This window comes from Candidatus Zixiibacteriota bacterium (genome assembly GCA_016933955.1).
GTDB lineage: Bacteria > Zixibacteria > MSB-5A5 > GN15 > PGXB01 > JAFGTT01.
Window position 1 is genome coordinate 82,759 of record JAFGTT010000026.1, and the last position, 21,010, is coordinate 103,768.

The following is a 21,010-nucleotide window of genomic DNA, read 5'->3' on the forward strand; positions in this document are numbered from 1 at the left end:
ATATCGTTCAGGAAATCTCAGGGCTATTTCACCAGATCAAACAGGTCGACAATTCGAATCGGTTCAATGTTATAAAACCCCTGTCCGTACTTGCATCCCGCCGATTGCCCGAATGATCGAGCCATGGTCTCCAGCGACCAGATATAATCCCGGGATTTTTCCGGGTTGAGAAACTGCGACCGGTGGCATTTTAAAGCCTCAATCCAGCGGTCAAAATGCTCGGTAATATCGACTACGAAATTGGGCGCCATTCCGGGCGGCAGGAAATAGTGAAAAATCTGGGCAACCCGGTGCGGTTCCCCCTCAATAGGCATTTTCTTCAAGGTGGCATAATTGGCGGCATTGATGACTATCTGCCCGGCGGCCACATGGTCAGGATGCGATTGACGTTTACCATGGCCGACATGAGGGTGGGGAGCCAGGATGATTTTCGGGCGGTATTTCCTGATCAAAACCGCCAGCTCAAGCCGTCGTTCATAGGTGTCGAATAACCGGCAATCGCCCCAGTCGAATGTCTCGACCAGATCGGATCCAAGAATCCCGGCCGCGTCTATCGCCTCCTTCGCCCGGATTTCAGGAGTCCCCCCCGTCCCCATTTCTCCATGAGTGAGATAAACTACCCCGGTCTTGTAACCCTTCTTATTCAGAGCAATTAGAACCCCGCCGGTCCCGACCTCAACATCATCCGGGTGAGCCCCGATCGAAATCAGATCATATTCCATATTTCTTTCCTTTTAACACCCCTTAACAGAAAAAACCGGAGGAAGTTCGTTCCTTCCTCCGGCTGTATTCATTTCCTGTTGATCGATATTATTCTTCCGGTAGTACGAAATTATCCGAATGGAATTTCAGAATAGCCGGAAGAATATCATAAACGAAACGTCCTTCATTGGCCGGATAACCGGGATAACCGCTGTATTCATAGGGCGTGATAGTCGTCCCCAGAACGGTACTCAGATAAGCGGCAAATGACTCCGTTTGTTCATTGAATCCATAAAGACCATCGGACAGGGTGAACAACTGAACCTGAGTATTATCCAGGGCATCGGGATGAGCCGCCAGAATGTTCTCCAAATTGTTTTCCAGCCATCTATTCCAGACGGTATCTCTCGGAGTTCCCGCACTGTCAAACGGTAGGTGAAAATATAATCCCGCCCCCCGCTCAAAGGCTGTCAGGGTATCATCGAGAATAATCGTATCAGCCGAAACCGCCGGATTATAGCTGATAGGATCTATGTAGAAATAGTGCGGCGAGAAGGCACAGGCCGCCGCCATCATCATAGAACGAACCGGGTAATCATAGGCTGTATCCATGGCTTTATAAAGAGAATCCGAAATATACCCCTGCCCTTCGGTATCGAGTTCATCGATGATCTGCTGGAAAAGAGGTATAAAGCCGCCTGATCCATTGGCCCCATCGAAGTCAAGCGGGGCCGCGCAGGCCGAGACCGAACCGAAATTCTCACTGTACTCGGTGGCGATTCGCATGGCACCGTAACCGCCCATTCCGAATCCAGAGATGGCCCTGTTTTCACGATTATCCAGGGTATTGAGAATGATTTTGATATAATCCAGAAACGTTCCCGAAACGGGATCACCCTCAATATCACCAAGAGCCTTGGCATACTTGCCACCGGCATAATTATTTCCGTAGAAAACTCCGCCGAATCCCGCCGAACCATCGATACAGACGATAATCATATTCTTGATTTCGCCCTCGGCAATCATCCGGTTGGCAACTGCCGAAAGCCCGTGGTTGAAATAATAAAAGGCGTCACCGCGAAAGGGTGAAAGCAGGTACAGAACCGGGTATGGTGCACCCTCGCCGTAATTGGCATAATTGGGGGGAAGGTAAATCCGGTAATATATTGCATGCGATTTGAACATCGTAAAGGCCAATTCATCGGTCACCACATGTCCGCCATCATTGCCAAGCGGCACATCAAACCGGCTGTAATCTGTCTTTGTAACATCCGTACCCCGATCGCTGCAGCCGACAAACAAAGCTGTCAGTAAAAGGACCGAGAGAATCACACTATATTTCCTCAACATATTTGGTCCTCCTAAAACCGATATGAAATTCCCAGAATGGTCTGCCAGTTATCAGCCTTGTAAAGACCGGATAGGTTATCCATTAACCCATTGCCGTCAACATCGGAGATGTTTCCGACATCCAAATCCGGCTGATGAGTGTAAACCGTGGTAAAATCGAGATGCCAGAAGTCGACCTGGAATCCGATTCCGACACTGTAGCTGTACTTATCCCCCAGATCGATAAAGAGCGGGGTTGCCGTGGTACTACTGGTCGGTGACTGATCATATGCAAACCCGCCCCGCAATTCGACATAATCCTTAAGAAGATAATTGGCGCCGACCATCACTCGGGCAACATCATCCCATTCCACCGGATTGGTCATATCCGTCCGGATCAAACTTATTGCGTGCGTTAAATAGCTGTGGGGCAAACCGTCATAATTGGTAAAAGCGAAATCGAGTCCCTCAAAGGCCGACCAGAAAGTATATTCGCCATCGAGTGTCAATGTCAGGCGGTCATTATATTTAAAAGCGATACCACCACCGATCGAGGCCGGCAGATCAAGAGTCGTTTCGAACTCGGCCGTGACATCTTCGACATTTCCATCGATAAAATATCTTTGCTCGGTGGAGTCGAAATAATTGCCCTGAAGAGTGTAATTGTCGCCAAAGAAAAATTTTAAATCAGTGTCACCGGTAATATCGATCGAGGCCGGACCATTGTAAACCAAACCAACATCCAGCTTCTCATTGACTCTATAAAGCAAACCGATCCGGTATCCGAATCCCCAGCCCTTGCCGTCATTACGATACCACTCCGGAATTTTGTCATAGGGGCGGTCGCTGATCGGCGATTCCATCGGGTTATCGCGCAACACCACACTGTTGAAATTGAGATCGGCCCGAAGCAACTGCAATCCGATACCCACTGAAAGACGCTCGTCTTCAAGAAACCCGGTCGCCATGGTCAACTGAAAAGCCACCACATCCAGATTGTTGTAATACTGCTTGGATGGATAGGCGCCAGAGTCACTGGCATAAGCGGGGATATTCTCGTAGAGTTCCCAGGTTTGGTTCTGGTCAAACAATTGTATGGCCGCAAGACCGCAGACCACCTCATTGAGGGCGGCGATTTTACTCGTTACCGGCAGACGGAAAACAACGCCGGCCTGAGGAATGCTCAATATTTCATGTTTGTTATAAATTTCCTGTTCATTGTAAAAGCCGCTTTCATAACCTTCCTCACCCCAGCTTACGCTCGGAGTCATCGAGTAGCGGTTATGCAAAAAGTCGGTGTTGAACGCCAGGATATTGTCCGCGATATGGTTATATCCTGCTGGATTGTAATATGCGGCTGACCAGTCATCAGCCAAGGCTCGAAAAGCCCCACCCATTCCTTTTGCCTTGACTCCCAGACCGTCAAAGGTAAATCCGCTGCCAAAGGCATCGGGCAGAATCAGGATAAGGAGCAACAGACAAAAAGTCAGTAATCTCAAGATTCCCATTCTCATCTCCATGTAATTAAGAATCCAACAAAATTATCTTCGATCTTACCACCGGGTCCTGTTTTATCATTTTCCGCCCGGTCAAACACCTTTTGTAACAACCAATTATTCCGCCTTCCAACAGGCGGATAAAAAGTTCTGAAAACTACCACAATGTGGGCCTTTTGTCAAGTCCCCCGAAACACTTTTTAACCTGCCTTTGGGGGTAAAACCATCTCATTCAGGCAAAAGACGCACAATCCCGCCGATTTGAGCAATTTTTTCGAGAGAACTTTTTTGTATCCGAGAGATGTTGATACAGAATAATTTAGACTCGAAGATAATCTTTCAATTTCGCTCCCGCCGCCACCAGAATATAACTCCCACCCGCCAGCAGAATGATTGTCGCCCCCGAGGGTAAGTCCGGGCCGTAACTCAATGCCAGCCCGGCCGTCGTGAAAACCATACTGAATAACGCCGCCAGAACCATTATCCGCCACAGACTCCTCGAAAAATACCCGGCCACCGCCACCGGAATAGTCAACAGCGCGATTACCATCACCACCCCGACCACCGTCACCAGAATCACCACCGTCAGGGCGGTCAGACATAATAAAAGCAGATAATAAAATTCGACATTGAGTCCCCTCACCCGGGCGAATTCTTCATCAAAACAAACGGCCATTAATTGGTGATAAAACAGAGAACTGATCAACACCACCAGCGCATCCAGAAAAGCAATCAGCCAGATATCGGCCGGGGTCACCATCAAAATATTCCCGAACAGGTAACTCATCAGGTTCTGGTTATAGCCGGGGGTCCGGTAGATAAAAATTATCCCGACCGCCATGCCGATAGCCCACAGGGCGCTGATGACGGTATCTTCCCGTTGCCGGGCTTTTAAGCTGACCAGGCCGATAATCACAGCCGCCAGAAGGGCCGCGATAACGGCCCCGTAGGATGGATGCCAGGCTTCCCAGCCATAAACCACCGAAAGATAATAGGCCACCCCCATACCGCCCAAAACGCTGTGAGCAATGCCTCCCCCGATATAGGTGATCCGGCGGGTAACCACATAAGTTCCGACAATACCGCAGGCCACACTGGCCATGATACCGATCAGCAGGGCATACTGCAGAAAGGTATAATGCCAGAGAGCTTCGAAAAATTCAAGCACCGTTTTTTCTCCCGTGAATATGCTGGTCATGGCGAACCAGTCTTCGCTCACCGCCGTACAACTCCCCTATAAAATCGCTGTCGAGCTCGCAGGTGGGGTGTTCGGAAACGGTCCGGTTGACACAGACCACCCGGCGGATATGCTCGGAAACCAGGGCCGGGTCATGCGAGACCATCAGAACCGTCAATTTTTGGTTGAGCTTTAAAAGCAGGTCGTTGAGTTCTTTTTCAACCACCAAATCAAGATTGGCCATCGGCTCATCGAGCACCAGTAAAGCCGGCTCGCAGGCCAGAGCACGGGCAATTAATACCCGGCGCTGTTGACCGCCTGATAGCTCCGAAAACGGACGGTTTTTGGATTCCAGTAGAGAAACCTCTCCCAGAGCCTTTTCCGCCGCAAATCGATCATGTTGGCGAAGCGGGCCGAATTTGTGGCTTCCGCCCAAACGGCCGATCAAAACGACATCAAGCACCGTCACCGGAAATTGCGGGTCAAGATGAGAAAATTGGGGCATATATCCGATCCGGTCGCGAGCATCATTGGGATTCTGGCCGAAAACTCTGACCGTCCCCTTCTGCGGTTGCAGAAGTCCCAGAATTAATTTTATCATGGTTGTCTTACCGCCCCCGTTGGGCCCCACCACCCAGATAAAATCATTCCGATCAATTACCAGATTGACATTTTCGAGCGCCGGACGACCATTATATGAGAAACTCATATCCTTGATCGAGATGACCGGTTGCTGGTTATCCGTCATTGCCACCCCTCGGCGAGTGCCTCGGCAATATATTCGAGATTGGCGATATAATCGGCCGCCATTGGATCGATTCGGACGACTTTCCCCCCGATGGCATCGGCGACGGCCTGAGCGGTTTTGTCCGAAAACTGCGGCTGAACAAAAATAACCCTGATATTTTTCTTCTGGGCCCGATCGATCAATTCCGTCAACTGTTTTGCCCCCGGTTCCTTACCCTCGAATTCAATAGCTGTTTGTTTTAGGCCATAGCGATCGGCGAAATAGCCCAGAACCGGATGAAAAATAAAGAACGTCCTGGCCTGAAATGGTGCCAGAATTTCACGAATATGTTGATCGGCCCGGTCAAGTTCACTGATAAAGGTATTCAGATTTTTATCGTAATAAACCGCTGAGGCGGGGTCAAGTTGCTTCAATTCACGATTGATGGTTGTCGCCATGGTTTTAACAAGATTCGGATCCATCCAGATATGCGGATCATAATTACCGTGGCCATGGAGGTGATCGTTTTCGTATTCCTCCATAATCCGGGGTTTGATTCCGGTCCGAAGATCAACCATCATGGTATGGGCTAAAATTTGAGACGATTTTTCCACTAACTGATCCTCAAATGACAGACCGATTCTGAAAAACAAATCGGTTTCCGAAAGACGGGCCAGTTGTTTCGGGGTCGGCTCAAAGGTCTCCGGCGCCTGCCCCGGAGCCACCATCACCTCGACCTCGACCCTATCCCCGCCCACCTCTTTCACAAAGGACGCCTGAGGCTGAATACTGACCGATACCCTGATTTTCTCCGCGGCAGAAGTGATACTATTAATCAACGACAGGATTAACACCGAAATCAATGAAATCCTGCGAAATATCATATACAACTCACTCATATTCATTATCGCTTTCCCTTTCGAGTTCGGCTGCAGACAAGATGGAGTTCATGGCAGTCCCGGCATTCCTCGACGGCATGATCTTTGGCAAATAACTCCCAATGCTCTTTTTGCGCCGGAGTCATGATTCCGGTTCCCCGGCAAAGCGGGCAGGCCGATTCCAGCGCGTTAAGAACCGCCGTCCGGATAAATTCCGAACGATTGGGAATTCCTTTCATGGCCTCCAGAAGAGATTTATCGGCTTTGAATGTCACTATTTCCGTTTTATTTTTATTCACATCCTGGTTCCCTGCTTTTTTCATACGAAAATTTCGATTCTAATTATTACAATGTAATACGCATTGTCAAGAAATTTGGTGATCTTTTTTAAACCGAATTTCAGATTATCATCTGGATTTCGAGTAATAGTCGCCGACGGCTTTATAATAACCGATTCGGCAGGCTTGTTTGAGATGATATTCCGAGAGTTTGCCGTCGGTTACACGGGACAGGTAATAATGAATAGAACCCTGGGTTGAATCGCAGACCAGGGACATATAGAACAGGTCGCGGGCTCCCCAATTATTTTTCATAAGGTATTGCCGGTATCCGTCAAGAGCATAACCGATCGATTTCCCGATCGCGCTGTTACCGAAATCGGTCTCGCCCAGTCGATGACGGTTAAGATTTACATAACTGAAAAAAGTCGCAGGATAATCTGCCAATCGATAGCCGGTATTATCCAGGCTGGAAACCACCAATTTGAGATAATCGGAAACCCCGTTCAAACCGATTGAGGATTGATTCAGATGAGTAATTATATCCTGATTCAATGAATCAAAATGATCCGATGCGACCCAGGTGGTTCGGGGAGTCATGATCGAGCTGATATCGGAAACATGGATGGCCCCCAGAAGATGCCCGATCTCATGTAATAACAATTGACCATTAAGTAAACCCTTCCATTCCCACTCGGCACTATCGGGGGGAATCAGATCAGCCATCATCATGGTTCTCCGTCCCAGATCCGAAAGACCTATCCGGGTAACCTGATCGGCGAGATAAAAACGCTCCGGATCCAGCGGTCGGATGATGGCAACGGTTATGGTATCGCCGTGACGGGGCCGGCAACCCGCAAAAGAATCAAAAATGGTTCCAAGCTGATTTATTGGTATCGGCTCAGCCGACGATTTTTCCTCGCGGCAGATATTAAGTCCGAAACCGAACTGGCGACGGAGTGACCGAGAGGCATACTCGCAGGCCGCATAGACAGTACTGTCTATCCCGCCACGGCTATCGAATAGAGCCGAATCAACCACCAGACAGACCGGCAGATCGTCCCGGCCATTTTCGATCCGTCGTCCATATGTGGGAAGAAATTCAAGGGCTTCTGCTATTACACGCCTGATAACAAAATCGGGCGATTCAGGATAAGTCATTTCTTCCGGAAAATATCCAGCCTCGGTTTTTTTCACCCATTCTCCTCTCGCCTTTGCTCCTGACTTCTTTTCCCGAATTAATTTTTCGCCATCGGTCAGATCATACAGCCGAACGGTCATGGTCAAATCCAGATAACCATGATAATTTTCTTTCCCCTGACCATTGCCGTTAATTGTATGGATTTTACCGCTACGGAAAGATGCCTTGATATCAACATTCATCAGATAACGAAACTCACTGTTCGACAGACGATTCATATTGACGGGTAATTCTCTCGTGGAGTCACCGGAAATTATTTCAAATTCCCACCCCTTAAGCCAGAGAAGATAATCAAAATGATTAGCCAGGCAGTAATTGAGATTCTCCCAGTTAAATTCGCCGATTCCGGAAATATCACCCAGATTCAGATTAAGAGCGATTTTGCCGGGGGGAAAATCAGAAATACCATCGTCGGCCGGGACGGGAGTGACCGCCATCAGTGCAAGAAATATCGAAAATAAAAATCTTATCATCTTAATTAAAATGACGCAATCAGGCTTGAAAATCAAGTCGCTTTTGGGTATTATACGAAGGTATGAAAAATCGGATGGTACTAATATCGATATTCTTGGCGGTCACAACCATCCTTTTAATAGGCGGAGGTTGCGGCAGGAGTGAAGATGAGGCGCGGCGCCTCAAACAGGAAGGTAATCTGGCTCTGCAATCGGGTGATACCGATCGGGCCCTGAAGCTGTTTAAAGAAGGTCTGGAAATAAGATCGTCCGACCGCGATTTTCTCTTTAATATCGGAATCTGTTTTAAGCGGCTCGATATTCTCGACTCGGCCCTGGTTTATTTCCGCCACACGCGGATTTTATATCCGCGGGATCCCGAGGTTAACCGGGAACTGATCCACCTTTGCCCCATCTACGGCGACTATGACTGCGCCATCAATGCCATCGCCATGCTGGTAAGTATGGGTGACAACGAACAACTCTACTGGAGCCGCCTGGCGGAATTGTACTACCGGAAAAATGAATATGGCATGGCGGTAAAATACTACAAGCTGATCCTGGCCGATAATCCCGATGATTGGAACGCTTACCTGTCTCTCTCAACTACTCTGGCCCAGATGGGTAAAACTGAGGAGTCCAATGATTTCCTCCAGGCCCATATCGACCGGTTCGGCCCCTCGGCGGAAGCCTACACCAATATGGCCGTCAATTTTATCACTTTGAAAAATATCCAACAAGCCGAGCAGTGTTTCCGTAAATCGCTGGCCTTGAATCCCGAAAAAATCCCGGTCTGGATCAATCTGGCCAATGTGCTTTCGGAACAGAAAGATATGGCGAAAAAACGTGAGGCCCTGGAAATTTACAAAAAATATCGCCAGCAAACCCCGAAATTCTATAATCTTGATTCGCTTATTCCCGCCCTCGAACAGGAAATCAGTCAGTGATTTTATTTGCCGGTTAAGTGACTGCATAATCAACTGGTCGGATTATTTGACATTATTATAAGCCAATGCCTTTCAATAGTTTTTTATTGACTTGGGGTCATTCCCTAACGTAATAATATAGATTAAATGACAGCGGGATGTTGTCGTATGAGCGGTAATGTTTAGCATATCGGCCTTAATGCCGAAGTAAAGCGGTAAGGCTATGAGTAAAATATCACCGGGATTAGCAAACACGCATGGCTTAACGCTTATAGTTTAATGGGGCCGATATAGGGAGTGCATCGGATAAAAAAGGCCGCTGGGATTGATTTTCCGGTCTGTCGCCGATGCCCGAGGCGACGTTGCGTCGCATAGGGGAAATATATAATTCATGGATGAACGCCATTCATATAATAACCGGGACGGGGCATCAAAGGAGCCCGGTTTCATGAAGAATCTTACGGGGCGATTTAATAGTGGCGGGAAAACAAGACTTATTGAAAATTTCATTTCACTGTCATTTCTGCGCGGCATCAATTACATTTTGCCTCTAATCACCCTTCCTTATCTGACACGCATCCTGGGAGTCGAAAAATTCGGGCTGGTTATGTTCGCCCAGGCCTTCGTCTGGTATTTCATGAATATTTCCGATTATGGCTTTTATCTTTCGGCTACCCGGGAAATTGCCGTTAATCGCGATGATCGCAACGCGGTGGATATAATTTTCAGCAGTGTTATATTTATCAAACTGGCCCTGGCTACAGCCGGGTTCCTTTCTCTGGGCGTCATTGTTTTTGCCTTTGCAAAATTCCGTCCCGACTGGATATTGTACCTGACAACTTATGGCATGGTCTTCGGCTATACTATCTTCCCGGAATGGTTCTTCCAGGGGATGGAGCGGATGAAATACATCACTATCATCAATCTGACCGCAAAATCGCTGTTCACCATTTCCATTTTCATTTTTGTCCGAAGGGCGGCCGACTACAATCTGGTGCCGATCCTCAATTCTCTTGGTTTTCTGGTTGCCGGGTTAATCGGTTTGACGGTTGCTTTTCGTCAATTCAAGGTCAGGCTTTTCTGGCCGGGGATGGAAAATATAAAAGGGCGTCTGAAAGACGGATTCCACATTTTCATTACCGGTTTGATGCCGCAGCTTTATAATAACTCGGCAACCTTCATCCTGGGATTATTGACCAATAATATTCTGGTCGGCTACTATGCCGCGGCCTCCAAAGTTATGGAAGCTCTAAATTCGATTATATATATCATTTCGCAGACCTTTTTCCCCTATTTGAATCGGCAGTTATCCGATCACAGGAGCTTTCGTAATATCATTATCGGAACCGGATTGATAATTTCAGTATTTGTTTTCTGGCAGGCGAGGTTTCTGGTTGGCGTCATTTTTGGAGCCGGTTATGAATCCTCTATAATATTGCTCCGCATCCTTTCCTTCAGTCCAATCCTGATTGCCATTATTGTCTGTTATGGCACCAATTATCTGCTGATTATCAAGGAGGATCGGCTTTATCTTAAAATTACCATGACCGCTTCACTGGCCGGATTCGCTTCGGCCTGGTTCCTTATCCCTTGGCTGGGTCATATCGGGGCCGCGATAAATATTGTTCTGGCCAGAGGCCTCCTTGCCGGGCTCACTTTCCGGGCCACCCGCCGTTTTTCTTCGACCAGAATGGAGGTTGCAAACAATGCTGAAGCTGCAAAAGTACATTAGAAAAATATATTTCCGTAATAAAACCCGAATCATAAATGATTACCGCATACTTAAAGCCAATCAATCGCTTTCTCTTTCAGAACTGAATCATCGACAACTCGTCAGATTGAACAATCTACTCGACCATACTTATCACCATGTTCCGTATTATCGGGAGTTGTTCAGTAAAAATGGCCTGGTGATCAATGGACGAATACAATTGCAATCGCTTGCGGAATTAGCTCAGATACCGTTTTTAACCAAGGACATTATCCGGGATACCGGCGAAAATCTCCGGGCCGATGATCATGTAACCCGTAAGTCGTTTATTAACTCCTCCGGTGGCTCTACCGGTCAGCCGGTGGTTATGCGCCAGGATGAAGCCTATACCATCGCCGACACCGCCAATTTGCTTCTCCTTAAAGACTGGCGCGGAGTCGATCCGTTTGACAGTGAGATTTTTATCTGGGGCGCCGAGCGTGATACCTTTGGAGGGAAAAAGCCGTTGTCGATGCGGATTGCGGATTTCCTGCGTAATCGAATAATTTTGAGTAGTTTCAGGATGACCGATAGCGATAAACGGGAGTTCATCGAATTACTCAACCACCATCGTCCGGCCATGATTCGCACCTATGCCGATTCAATATATGAATTGGCTCGTTTTATCCGTGAACACAATCTCAGGATAGCCCCTCAGCATCTGATACATACGGCGGCGAGTAATCTCCATGATTTCATGCGGCGGGATATTGAACAAGTTTTCCAATGTCCGGTTTTCAATCATTACGGCGGGCGCGAGGTGGGCGCCATCGCTTCCGAATGTCCGGCCCATGATGGATTGCATATCATGATGGAGCATAATTTGCTGGAAGTTGTCGGTCCCGATGGGCAACCATGCCGGTCCGGAGACGAGGGAGAAATCGTCGTCACCAATCTGAACAATTATTCCACGCCGCTTATTCGTTACCGGATCGGTGACCTGGGGATTATGAAAGAGTACGAACCCTGTCCGTGCGGATGTAATTATCCCCGGCTCCAGAAGGTTATCGGCCGGGTCACCGATGTTTTCAAAAACTCCAAAGGGCATACCATCTTCCCGGAATATTTCATTCGTTTAATCCGCCTGTTAAACCATAATGGTGGCATTAGGAAATTTCAATTTATCCAGAATGACAGGAACCGTATCACGGTAAAAATAAAGAGCTCAGGTGCCATTTCCCGGTTGACCCTCGATGAAATTACCGGAAAAATCCGTCTTGCCATGGGCGATGATTGTCAGGTCGATTTTGATTTTGTCGATCAAATTGAAGCCACTGCCTCGGGTAAATATCGCTTTACTATTTCGGAATACGATGAAAGTGAAACCCTAAGATAATGTGTGGTATTGCCGGTATAATCGATTTAAAAAATCCGGTTTCGAGAGAACTGGTGAAACGGATGACCGATGCCCTGGTGCATCGGGGGCCCGATGCGGAGGGTTTTTATATCAACGGGGGAGTCGGCCTGGGACATCGGCGCTTGAGTATTATCGATCTGGCCACCGGCTCCCAGCCGATCAGCAACGAAGATGGCACCATCCGGGTTGTCTTCAACGGCGAAATCTATAATTACCGTGATCTGATAAAACAACTCAAATCATCCGGACATACCTTTACTACCCGGGCCGATACCGAAACCATCGTCCATCTGTATGAAGATTACGGTGATGACTGTATCACGCATTTACGAGGAATGTTTGCCTTTGCGCTGTGGGATGAGCGCAAAAAAAGACTGCTGATTGGCCGCGACCGGGTCGGGAAAAAACCGGTCGCCTATTACCATCGGCCCGGCAAATTCGTCTTCGGTTCCGAAATAAAGGCCCTGCTGTGCGATCAATCCGTGGAGAGAGAAATATCATCGGATGCTATCAATAACTATTTGACCTTCGGCTATATCCCGGCCCCCGACTCGATCTACCGGCATATTCAAAAACTGCTCCCCGGTCATTTTCTTGTCTATGAAAACGACCGGGTGGAAACCAGGCGATATTGGGATATCAAATATACCGATGATGGCCCGGCCGATGAAAAGGAGGCTCTGCAGGAAATCGAACGGCTGTTACTGGAATCCACTTCCTTGCGGATGGTTGCCGATGTACCACTGGGGGCTTTCCTGAGCGGCGGAGTGGATTCTTCCCTGGTGGTGGGTTTGATGGCCCATCTGTCGGACCGGCCCGTGAAAACCTTTTCGATCGGTTTTAACGAGGATGATTACTCCGAAATCAAATATGCCCGGAAGGTGGCCGCTCATCTGGGAACGGAGCATTACGAGGATATTCTGGAACCGGATATTTTCCAGGTTCTTCAGGTATTGCTGGAGCAATACGATGAGCCTTTTGCCGATTCCTCGATGATTCCCACTTACCTGGTATCGCAGATGGCCCGCCATCATGTAACCGTGGCACTGTCCGGTGATGGCGGTGACGAGGTCTTCGCCGGTTATAACCGTTACACCCGGTTCAAAACCGCCCGCCGACTCGATCATATCCCCGGCATGAGGCGGCTGGCCGGTTATGCCGCCAGATTCCCCCTGGCTCCTCCTCCGATAAAAAGAAAACTCAGCATTCTGGCCACACCCGGTCATCAACGACAACTGGAACTGTCATCGGTCATCCCTCAAAAAGAAAGAAAGCACCTTTACACCGATCAGTTCAACGCCAGTCTTGAGAATGCCGTTTCCAGCCGCCCGGCCAGATTGTATCTCTCTTCCCCGGATCGATTGAACAAATGGCTCTACAGCGACATGCATGCCTTTCTACCCGATGATATTCTGGTCAAGGTGGACCGGGCCAGCATGGCCAGTTCCCTTGAGACCCGCGCCCCGCTTCTTGACCAGAAGGTGATTGAATTTATGGCCACGATTCCGGAACGGCTGAAGACCCGGGGTAATATCGGCAAATACCTGCTTAAGAAACTGGCCAAGAAATATGTTCCCCACGAAGTCATCTACCGGGATAAAATGGGTTTCATGATTCCCGCGTCACATTGGTTCCGGGATTCTCTGCAACATGAGATCGATAATAAATTACTGGGACACGGGGTCCTTACAACCAGGTATGTTCGACCGGAGGCAGTCCGGAAAATGATCCGGGAACATGCCGCCGGTTCTCATGATCACAGCCCGGCCCTGTTTGCTCTTTTCTATCTGGAACTCTGGCTGAGAAGGTACGCTCCCGATGCCTGATGAAAAAAAGAAAAACATCCTGATGCTGATCGACCAGTTTTATCCCGTGGTCGGTGGCGCCGAACAGCAGGCACTAAGGCTCAGTCTCAAACTTATCCGTAAGGGACATCGGGTGATAGTCTTGACCAGGCGTTCCCGTGAAGATCTCCGCGATACCGAGAATCTTGACGGCCTGACCATCCATCGCCTGTCAGCCACCGGCGTCTCCGGGGCCAGCAAACTTAAAAGCACTCTCCCCGCCGCCCGCTGGCTTATCCGGCACCGCCATGATTACGATCTGGTTCATTGTCATGGAGTCAACCCGTTGGAATGGAGCGCTATGCTGGCCGGATTGATCACAAAGAAACCCTATGTCCTTAAAATTCCCCTTTCTAATTTTCTCAATTACGCCGGAGCTAAGGATGGCTTTATTATGCCGGCATCGGGAAAAGTATCTTTTTTTTCGCGGATTACCCGTTTGCTTTTCATCCTGCCGATTTTGAAATTCGTCAGAAAAAATCTGATACGCCGGGCCGGACGGGTCCTGGCTATCAGCCCCGAAATCAAAGACACTCTTAATAAAAACGGATTGAAAAATATTTCCGACCTTCCCAATGGGATAGATACTGATTTCTTCGCACCGGCCACACCCGATGAAAAGGCGGCCCTGCGAAACAGGCTGGGGCTTTCGACCGAGACAGTGGTTTTCGTCTATTCCGGACGTCTGGCCGTGGAAAAAAACCTGACCACCCTGCTGACCGCCTGGAATCATTACCGCCGTCGATCCGGTTACGTAGAATCGAAACTTATTCTCCTGGGAACCGGTCGCGGACAATATTATTCGACTGAAAAAGAACTGCGGCAAATGGCTTCAGATTATATTTTGAACGATGTTATTTTTGCCGGGGCCGTTGATAATGTCATAGATTACCTTCGGGCCGCCGATGTGTTTATATTACCATCATTATGGGAAGGGATGTCCAATGCCCTTCTGGAGGCGATGGCCTGCGGCCTGCCGGCGATTGCATCCGATATTCCCGGCAATCGTGCCCTGGTCGAACATGAAAAATCCGGTTTGCTGTTTGATCCCGGATCACCGAAAATTCTGGCCGATTGCCTGGAGTGTCTGGCCGGTGAGCCTCTATTCCGGGCGGCGTTGGGCAAAAGAGCCCGTGAAATCACCGAAGAAAAATTCTCCCTGCAGAAAATAACCGAGCGGCTTCTCGATGAATATCAAAAGCTGCTTGCCTGAATTATAAAAGTTTAAAATATTACCCCATGCTATATCTGATGGTTATTCCTGGCGTGTTAATCCTCGCCGGGTTGTACTATTACCTGATACGCAAACCGGAACGACTCCTTCTGGCTTACCTGTTTGCCCTGCCGCTATTCCCTCCCCTGCCCATCGGTCCGATCGAGATCAGCGTCCTTGACCTCCTGACCATCCCTGCCATGATTTACCTGATTTATCATCTGGGGCAAAACGGTTTTAAAATCAGCGGGTATTTTACCTCGGGGTTTCTGCTCTTTGTAACGGTAGCCGCAATTTCCTTCATCAGTTTCTCGATCCAACAGATGACTTTTTCCGCTATTCTCTTCATGAAGTTGTTCCGCTTGATCGAGATGCTTTTGCCGGTCTTGCTGGCCGTCCTGATCGCCGCAAGAATGCGAATCGACCGGATTATTCTTTTTTTTCTGGTCGGCGGCGGGTTGGCCGCTCTGGCAGGCATTATAATGTATCTGGCCGGATACTCTTATAAACCTTCACAGACTTTCGCCTCGCTGGGAGAGTTTATTTTCCGCGCCGCCGGAACCCACGGCGATTCCGGGTCCTTCGGCAACCTGATGGGATTGGTCTCTCTGGTGGGAATCTGGACGCTTATTTATGGGAAAGAAATCAGTGGAACCTTCAGCCGTCGAGCGCAAATCTTTCTGGCGTGGTCGGCAATGATTTTATCAACGGGCGCCCTGACCCTGAGTTTATCCCGCGGCGGAATTGTCCTGCTGGCCATCGGACTGGTAGTAATCCTGGCCCCGCTGACCCGTAATCCCCGACGACTGCTGAAAGTGATTTTTATTTCCGCGATGATAATTTTATTGGCGGTTGGTCTTTTTGGTACCTTTGTTGAAAATGACCTGATTCTGAAAGCTGTTAATATGCTTGGTGAGAGATTGAATTCATTTTCCGATCTGACAACCGATTTCGAAACCGTCTCAAGCCGACGCACAATTTTTTGGGAAAAATCCTGGTTACTGTGGTCAGGTAATATCATGGCCTGGCCATTTGGTCTTGGCTATAAATCGCTGGATAATTTTTATGATTCCCTGCCGGATAATAATTTCTTCCAGGCTCTTTTTGAAATGGGTCTGGTTGGAGTTATGGCCTTGATCTTCCTGATTTATGGTGGATTCCGAGCCGGGATAGACAGATTCAGGCATAACCGCCCATCCGGAATTTTGGTCCTGGCCATCTGGATCGGTATAATCTCAAATATGTTTTCGGCCGATGTGCTGACCTACTGGCACAATATCCCGCCTATTTTTATTATTCTGGTGGTTTTCACACACGAATTTTCAACGGCAAACTAATCCTTCCGCGAAAATACCCTTTACGGAAAATTTTTCGGGATAACCCGGGAAAGGAAGGATTGATTTATTAGTTTGCAACTTTTTTAATTTTCCCGCCCTTCCTCTTAAGCCCCTAATTATCAACACCTTGGATTCCAATCGCATTTCCCGAAAAAACCGGCACCGGAGTTGAATAAGATATTTTGCGGAGAGAAATGGGAGCCTGTGAATGATACGCAAAATCACGCTAAAAAAATTCTTTCGGGGAATACCGGTTAGGGCACAACAAAACGCCAAAAGTTATGTTTCCAAACCGAATAAAAACGAATTCCAAATCAATATTTCCGATCTGATTGGTTTGTTACGAGAAAATATCCGCCCGATAGCCCTGATTTGCGCCGTAGTTATGATTATTACCGCCATGATACTTATGTTTCTGCCCGATCGCTATACCTCGACAGCTTCAATTCTCCCCGCCGGGGGGACAGATCGTCTGAGTACGCTTCGGGAGTTGACCGGTCTGGCCGGTTATGACAATAGTCCTGAGGCCAATTCTTCAAGGCTGTTTCCGGATATTCTCTATTCAAATGTGATCCGCGATGCCGTCCTTGGCAAGGAATACACTTTCCATGATGGTAGTAAAGATAAGACGATGACCTTGAATGAATTTTTCGGTTCCAATAATCCCGATATTCTCCGGATTCGACTATCCGGCCTTACTGATATTACCACCGATAAAAAAAGCGGCATCATCAAATTGAAAGTGGAAACCGAATATCCGGAACTTTCTCAATCCATTGCTTCAAACTACCTGGCGGAACTGGACAGGTTTAACAGGTTCCAGAGACGTTCGACCGCGGGGCAGAATGTGCGCTATCTCGAACATGAAATTGACACGCGTCGGACCGAGTTAAATATTGTTGAAGACAGTCTTGAAACTTTCCAGTTAACCAACCGGAACTGGGATATGACTTCCAATCCGGTTATTCTCAAAACGATTGGCCGTCTGAAACGGGATATCGAAATAAAATCCCGGACCTACGCTCTTCTCCAGGAGCAGTATGAACTGGCCAAACTTGAAGCCCAGAAAGATATCCCCATCGTACAGATCCTCGATTCGCCGAACCTTCCGGCGACCAAATCGGGACCATTTCGCCTCCGGCTGATATTAATCAGCGGTTTGACCGCCATATTTATAACAGCCCTGATAATTATCCTGACCGACATTTATTACAGCAGTCGTCCCCGGAAACAAATCAACCTGACCGCTCCTTTCCGGGATCGGCGCACAAGCCTTTTAATAGAGGATATCGACCGATGAAAACAGCGATTGTCTATGACTGGCTGGTGACTTATGCCGGTGCGGAACGGGTGCTGGAACAGATCATTCGGTTGTATCCCGAAGCCGATATCTTCACTCTTTATGATTTTATTCCCCAGGGACAGCGCGGATTTTTGCTGGATAAACCAACCACCACCTCATTTTTACAAAAATTTCCTCTGGCCCGCAAAAAATATCGAAGCTATCTGCCGCTCATGCCCCTGGCTATTGAACAGTTTGACCTGACCGGTTATGAACTGGTCATCTCGGTCTCCCATGCCGTCGCCAAAGGTGTCATCACCGGCCCGGATCAACTGCATATCGCTTATGTCAATTCACCGATACGCTACGCCTGGGATTTGATGTATCAGTACCTGGATGAAGCCGAATTAACCGAAGGCCCCAAAAGCTGGCTGACAAGATTAATACTGCACTATATTCGTAATTGGGATGTCCGCAGTTCCAACACGGTCGATCATTTCATCGGGAATTCCCGGTTTATCGTCCGCCGAATTAAAAAATTCTATCGACGTGAGGCGGTCCATATCTATCCCCCGGTTGACATTGACGCTTTCGAATTGACCACTGATAAAGACGATTTTTACCTGACCGCCTCGCGTCTGGTCTCCTATAAAAAGACAACAGCCATTGTCGAAGCCTTCAATCGGATGCCGGATAAAAAGCTGATTGTGGCCGGCGATGGCCCCGAATATCGTAAGATCAAATCCCTGGCAGGTAGAAATATAACCATGACTGGTTACCTGCCGACCGCGGCCCTGAAAAAATATATGCAGAAGGCCAGGGCTTTTATCTTTGCCGCCGAGGAAGATTTCGGAATTGTCCCGGTCGAGGCTCAGGCCTGCGGTACCCCGGTTATCGCCTTTGGTAAAGGCGGTTGTCTTGAAACTGTTATCGATAGGGAAACCGGTCTGTTTTTCCACGAGCAAACCCCCGATGCCATTATTGAAGCGGTAACCGAGTTTGAATCAGTGAATCATTTTGATCCATATCGAATGCGGGACAATGCCGCCCGTTTTTCGGTGGATAATTTCCGCCGTAATTTCATGGATTTCGTGGAGCAGAAGCTGACTGAATTTACTCGGAAGAGACCGGGGTATAACTGCCTCGATTTTAATTTTGTCAGTGATAAGATAAAACAAAGGGCTCAATCAGTTTCTCTCTGAGGCATATCTCATCTCCTTTCACAGGCGAAGGGGCCGGGAAACCGGCCCCTTTTTTACTGCACATAGGAAAAGCCGGGTAAGATAACCCGGCTTTTCATCTATGCAATAACCACATTAAAGAGAGATGTGCCTTGTTCTATTCATCAAAGCCGTCATCGACTGCCACAGCGCTGTTGCAGTATGTTTTCCAGCGACCGGCGAAAAAGCCCATCCCGGTATCACTGTTCTCTCGTGGAAGCCCGTAATGTCCCCGCAAATCCCCGATAGCACTGCCGTTGGCATCGTAAATATGCCCGTAGAATTTGCCGCCAAACCGGTCTTTCGATGGACCATTACCCTGTCCCGGATTGGGAATATACACGCCCTTGATCAAACCTTCGAAATGACCGAAAACATCGATATACTTGCCATAGAAAACATTGACCCATTCGCTGTCGGCATCGACACCCCAGTAACCTTTAACATGACCGGCCAGATAACCGTTGGCGGCCAGCCAGCGTCCGTAAAAGATGGCCGTCCCGGTGGAATCGTGACCCCAGCGCCCCTCCAGAAAACCTCTCGGGCATCCCATCGGCTCCAGTTTATGACCCCGAACAGCGACGGCGTTGATATTATCATCCAGATAATAGACCGTATCAAGTGAGGCCAGGTCAGTAATATTATAGGTTACGGAAAATGGTTCGGTTTCGAACGACACGGTTATCGGCGTATCGGCATTAATGGTGTCGGACGTATCAACCGGGGGAATATAAATGTTGACCAGAATGCCGTCATAATGAGTAGAAGTCTGTGAAACCCACTCGATCAGAGTCGGTTCAGTCCGGGGTAGGATATAATCCTGACCGGGTTCGAATCTGATAATTTTACGGATGATGACCGCTCCCCTGGAAATGGTCAAGGAGCCGGTCCAATCGGTTAATTGATTAACGGTGCTATCATAATTTAACGAACCCCAGGTCAGGCGTAGAACGTAAGCACCGACTTCTTCATCGCTGACAATTGAATCGACCGCCGGAGAGAGCAGGATTTCATCGGCAAAATCCTCATCATCGGTCATTTCTGCCGCCAGCGCCGGATCACCAAAAGCCGCCGCCTCATCAGTAGCGGTAAATCCGCCGAATTCATCGGCTATATCCTGAGTATCATCACCGGATGAAAGATTCCTTTCCTCCCCGCAACCGACCATCATGGTCAGCAAACTGATTGCGATAAGAGTGATTAACAGGTTACGAATCATCGGATAACTCCTTTTCAGTATGATTGAACATTCATTCTTTCACGGAAATATTATTCAAAATCCATGCCGGAATTATCCTGCCATGCCAAGACATTATCAGACATCAAATTAAACGCACAACCATTAATCGCCGGGGCAATATTTAACCGTACCGGTTGGTACATCCGGGCCCGGATCGTCCCATCAGGGACACACGCCAAACCATAAGACTTGCCATATCGGCAAACGGCGGCCATTATAACAATAGAACGGAAAATTACCAGGCGATCTGTTCGATAATTTTTTCGACCCGGTCGTAAGAAATTCCTTTTCCGCGACAATTGGCCGGATTCTGGAGCATTCCGGTCAGATCAAATCCGTTTACAACCAGATGGGGAAAAGCGGTTTGATGATCGTGCTCTGTAATGGTAGCCGAAATACCGAGATTCTCAACTGCCCGCCTTACAAATGTCACCGCCTTCTGGTGATCAGCGTTTTGTTTTGAATAGATTAATCCTATTTCCATGCTACCCGCCCTCTCTAAAAGAGGATATTGATTTTTATAAGTCAATGTCAACTAAAAACTTTTATAAACTTCTATAAGTCCTGGTTGATATCCTGATGATTCCGCGCGGAGAGGACT

The 21,010-nt window shown here is 48.2% G+C and carries 18 protein-coding genes; 8 read left to right on the plus strand and 10 right to left on the minus strand.

Annotation, left to right across the window (positions count from 1 at the left end):
* Window positions 1–23: 23 nt before the first annotated feature.
* The 8 genes from bshB1 to JXQ28_08850 form a co-directional block, all read right to left on the minus strand.
* Window positions 24–722 (minus strand): bacillithiol biosynthesis deacetylase BshB1, encoded by a 699-nt coding sequence (gene bshB1 / locus JXQ28_08815; GenBank protein MBN2277832.1) that lies wholly within the window; start codon window positions 720–722, stop codon window positions 24–26.
* Window positions 723–810: 88 nt separating this feature from the next.
* A complete protein-coding gene (locus JXQ28_08820; GenBank protein ID MBN2277833.1) occupies window positions 811–2,052 on the minus strand; it encodes a hypothetical protein in 1,242 nt (413 codons plus the stop codon).
* Window positions 2,053–2,063: 11 nt separating this feature from the next.
* Entirely contained in the window at window positions 2,064–3,539 is a 1,476-nt protein-coding gene (locus JXQ28_08825) for an outer membrane protein transport protein (GenBank protein ID MBN2277834.1), read from the minus strand.
* Between the two features lie 307 nt (window positions 3,540–3,846).
* A complete protein-coding gene (locus JXQ28_08830; protein ID MBN2277835.1) occupies window positions 3,847–4,725 on the minus strand; it encodes a metal ABC transporter permease in 879 nt (292 codons plus the stop codon).
* A complete protein-coding gene (locus tag JXQ28_08835; GenBank protein MBN2277836.1) occupies window positions 4,688–5,452 on the minus strand; it encodes an ABC transporter ATP-binding protein in 765 nt (254 codons plus the stop codon). The genes JXQ28_08830 and JXQ28_08835 overlap by 38 nt, the downstream gene beginning before the upstream one ends.
* Entirely contained in the window at window positions 5,449–6,330 is an 882-nt protein-coding gene (locus tag JXQ28_08840) for a zinc ABC transporter substrate-binding protein (protein MBN2277837.1), read from the minus strand. Before JXQ28_08840 ends, JXQ28_08835 begins: the two co-directional genes overlap by 4 nt.
* A gap of 5 nt (window positions 6,331–6,335) precedes the next feature.
* Window positions 6,336–6,608, minus strand: a complete 273-nt coding sequence (locus JXQ28_08845) for a CopG family transcriptional regulator (GenBank protein ID MBN2277838.1) — start codon at window positions 6,606–6,608, stop codon at window positions 6,336–6,338.
* Window positions 6,609–6,716: 108 nt separating this feature from the next.
* Window positions 6,717–8,261 carry a hypothetical protein gene (locus tag JXQ28_08850; GenBank protein MBN2277839.1) on the minus strand — a complete coding sequence of 515 codons (1,545 nt, stop codon included), beginning with the start codon at window positions 8,259–8,261 and terminating at the stop codon, window positions 6,717–6,719.
* 74 nt (window positions 8,262–8,335) lie between these two features.
* Here JXQ28_08850 and JXQ28_08855 point away from each other — a divergent pair, with 74 nt between their 5' ends.
* The 8 genes from JXQ28_08855 (at window position 8,336) to JXQ28_08890 (ending at window position 19,151) form a co-directional block, all read left to right on the plus strand.
* Entirely contained in the window at window positions 8,336–9,187 is an 852-nt protein-coding gene (locus JXQ28_08855; protein MBN2277840.1) for a tetratricopeptide repeat protein, read from the plus strand.
* A 427-nt stretch (window positions 9,188–9,614) separates the two neighbouring features.
* A complete protein-coding gene (locus JXQ28_08860; protein MBN2277841.1) occupies window positions 9,615–10,898 on the plus strand; it encodes a flippase in 1,284 nt (427 codons plus the stop codon).
* Window positions 10,873–12,252, plus strand: coding sequence for a phenylacetate--CoA ligase family protein (locus JXQ28_08865; GenBank protein MBN2277842.1), 1,380 nt, complete (start codon window positions 10,873–10,875; stop codon window positions 12,250–12,252). The genes JXQ28_08860 and JXQ28_08865 overlap by 26 nt, the downstream gene beginning before the upstream one ends.
* Window positions 12,252–14,099, plus strand: coding sequence for an asparagine synthase (glutamine-hydrolyzing) (gene asnB / locus JXQ28_08870; protein MBN2277843.1), 1,848 nt, complete (start codon window positions 12,252–12,254; stop codon window positions 14,097–14,099). The genes JXQ28_08865 and asnB overlap by 1 nt, the downstream gene beginning before the upstream one ends.
* Window positions 14,092–15,330 (plus strand): glycosyltransferase family 4 protein, encoded by a 1,239-nt coding sequence (locus JXQ28_08875; protein MBN2277844.1) that lies wholly within the window; start codon window positions 14,092–14,094, stop codon window positions 15,328–15,330. Before asnB ends, JXQ28_08875 begins: the two co-directional genes overlap by 8 nt.
* A 38-nt stretch (window positions 15,331–15,368) precedes the next feature.
* Window positions 15,369–16,667 carry an O-antigen ligase family protein gene (locus JXQ28_08880; GenBank protein ID MBN2277845.1) on the plus strand — a complete coding sequence of 433 codons (1,299 nt, stop codon included), beginning with the start codon at window positions 15,369–15,371 and terminating at the stop codon, window positions 16,665–16,667.
* A gap of 208 nt (window positions 16,668–16,875) precedes the next feature.
* Window positions 16,876–17,967, plus strand: coding sequence for a hypothetical protein (locus tag JXQ28_08885; protein MBN2277846.1), 1,092 nt, complete (start codon window positions 16,876–16,878; stop codon window positions 17,965–17,967).
* Window positions 17,964–19,151 carry a glycosyltransferase family 4 protein gene (locus tag JXQ28_08890; protein ID MBN2277847.1) on the plus strand — a complete coding sequence of 396 codons (1,188 nt, stop codon included), beginning with the start codon at window positions 17,964–17,966 and terminating at the stop codon, window positions 19,149–19,151. The genes JXQ28_08885 and JXQ28_08890 overlap by 4 nt, the downstream gene beginning before the upstream one ends.
* 136 nt (window positions 19,152–19,287) lie before the next feature.
* Here JXQ28_08890 and JXQ28_08895 read toward each other — a convergent pair whose 3' ends face one another.
* Window positions 19,288–20,388 carry a hypothetical protein gene (locus tag JXQ28_08895; GenBank protein ID MBN2277848.1) on the minus strand — a complete coding sequence of 367 codons (1,101 nt, stop codon included), beginning with the start codon at window positions 20,386–20,388 and terminating at the stop codon, window positions 19,288–19,290.
* 256 nt (window positions 20,389–20,644) lie between these two features.
* Window positions 20,645–20,893: a hypothetical protein gene (locus tag JXQ28_08900; GenBank protein ID MBN2277849.1), complete on the minus strand. Its 249-nt coding sequence runs from the start codon at window positions 20,891–20,893 to the stop codon at window positions 20,645–20,647.
* Between the last annotated feature and the right edge of the window lie 117 nt (window positions 20,894–21,010).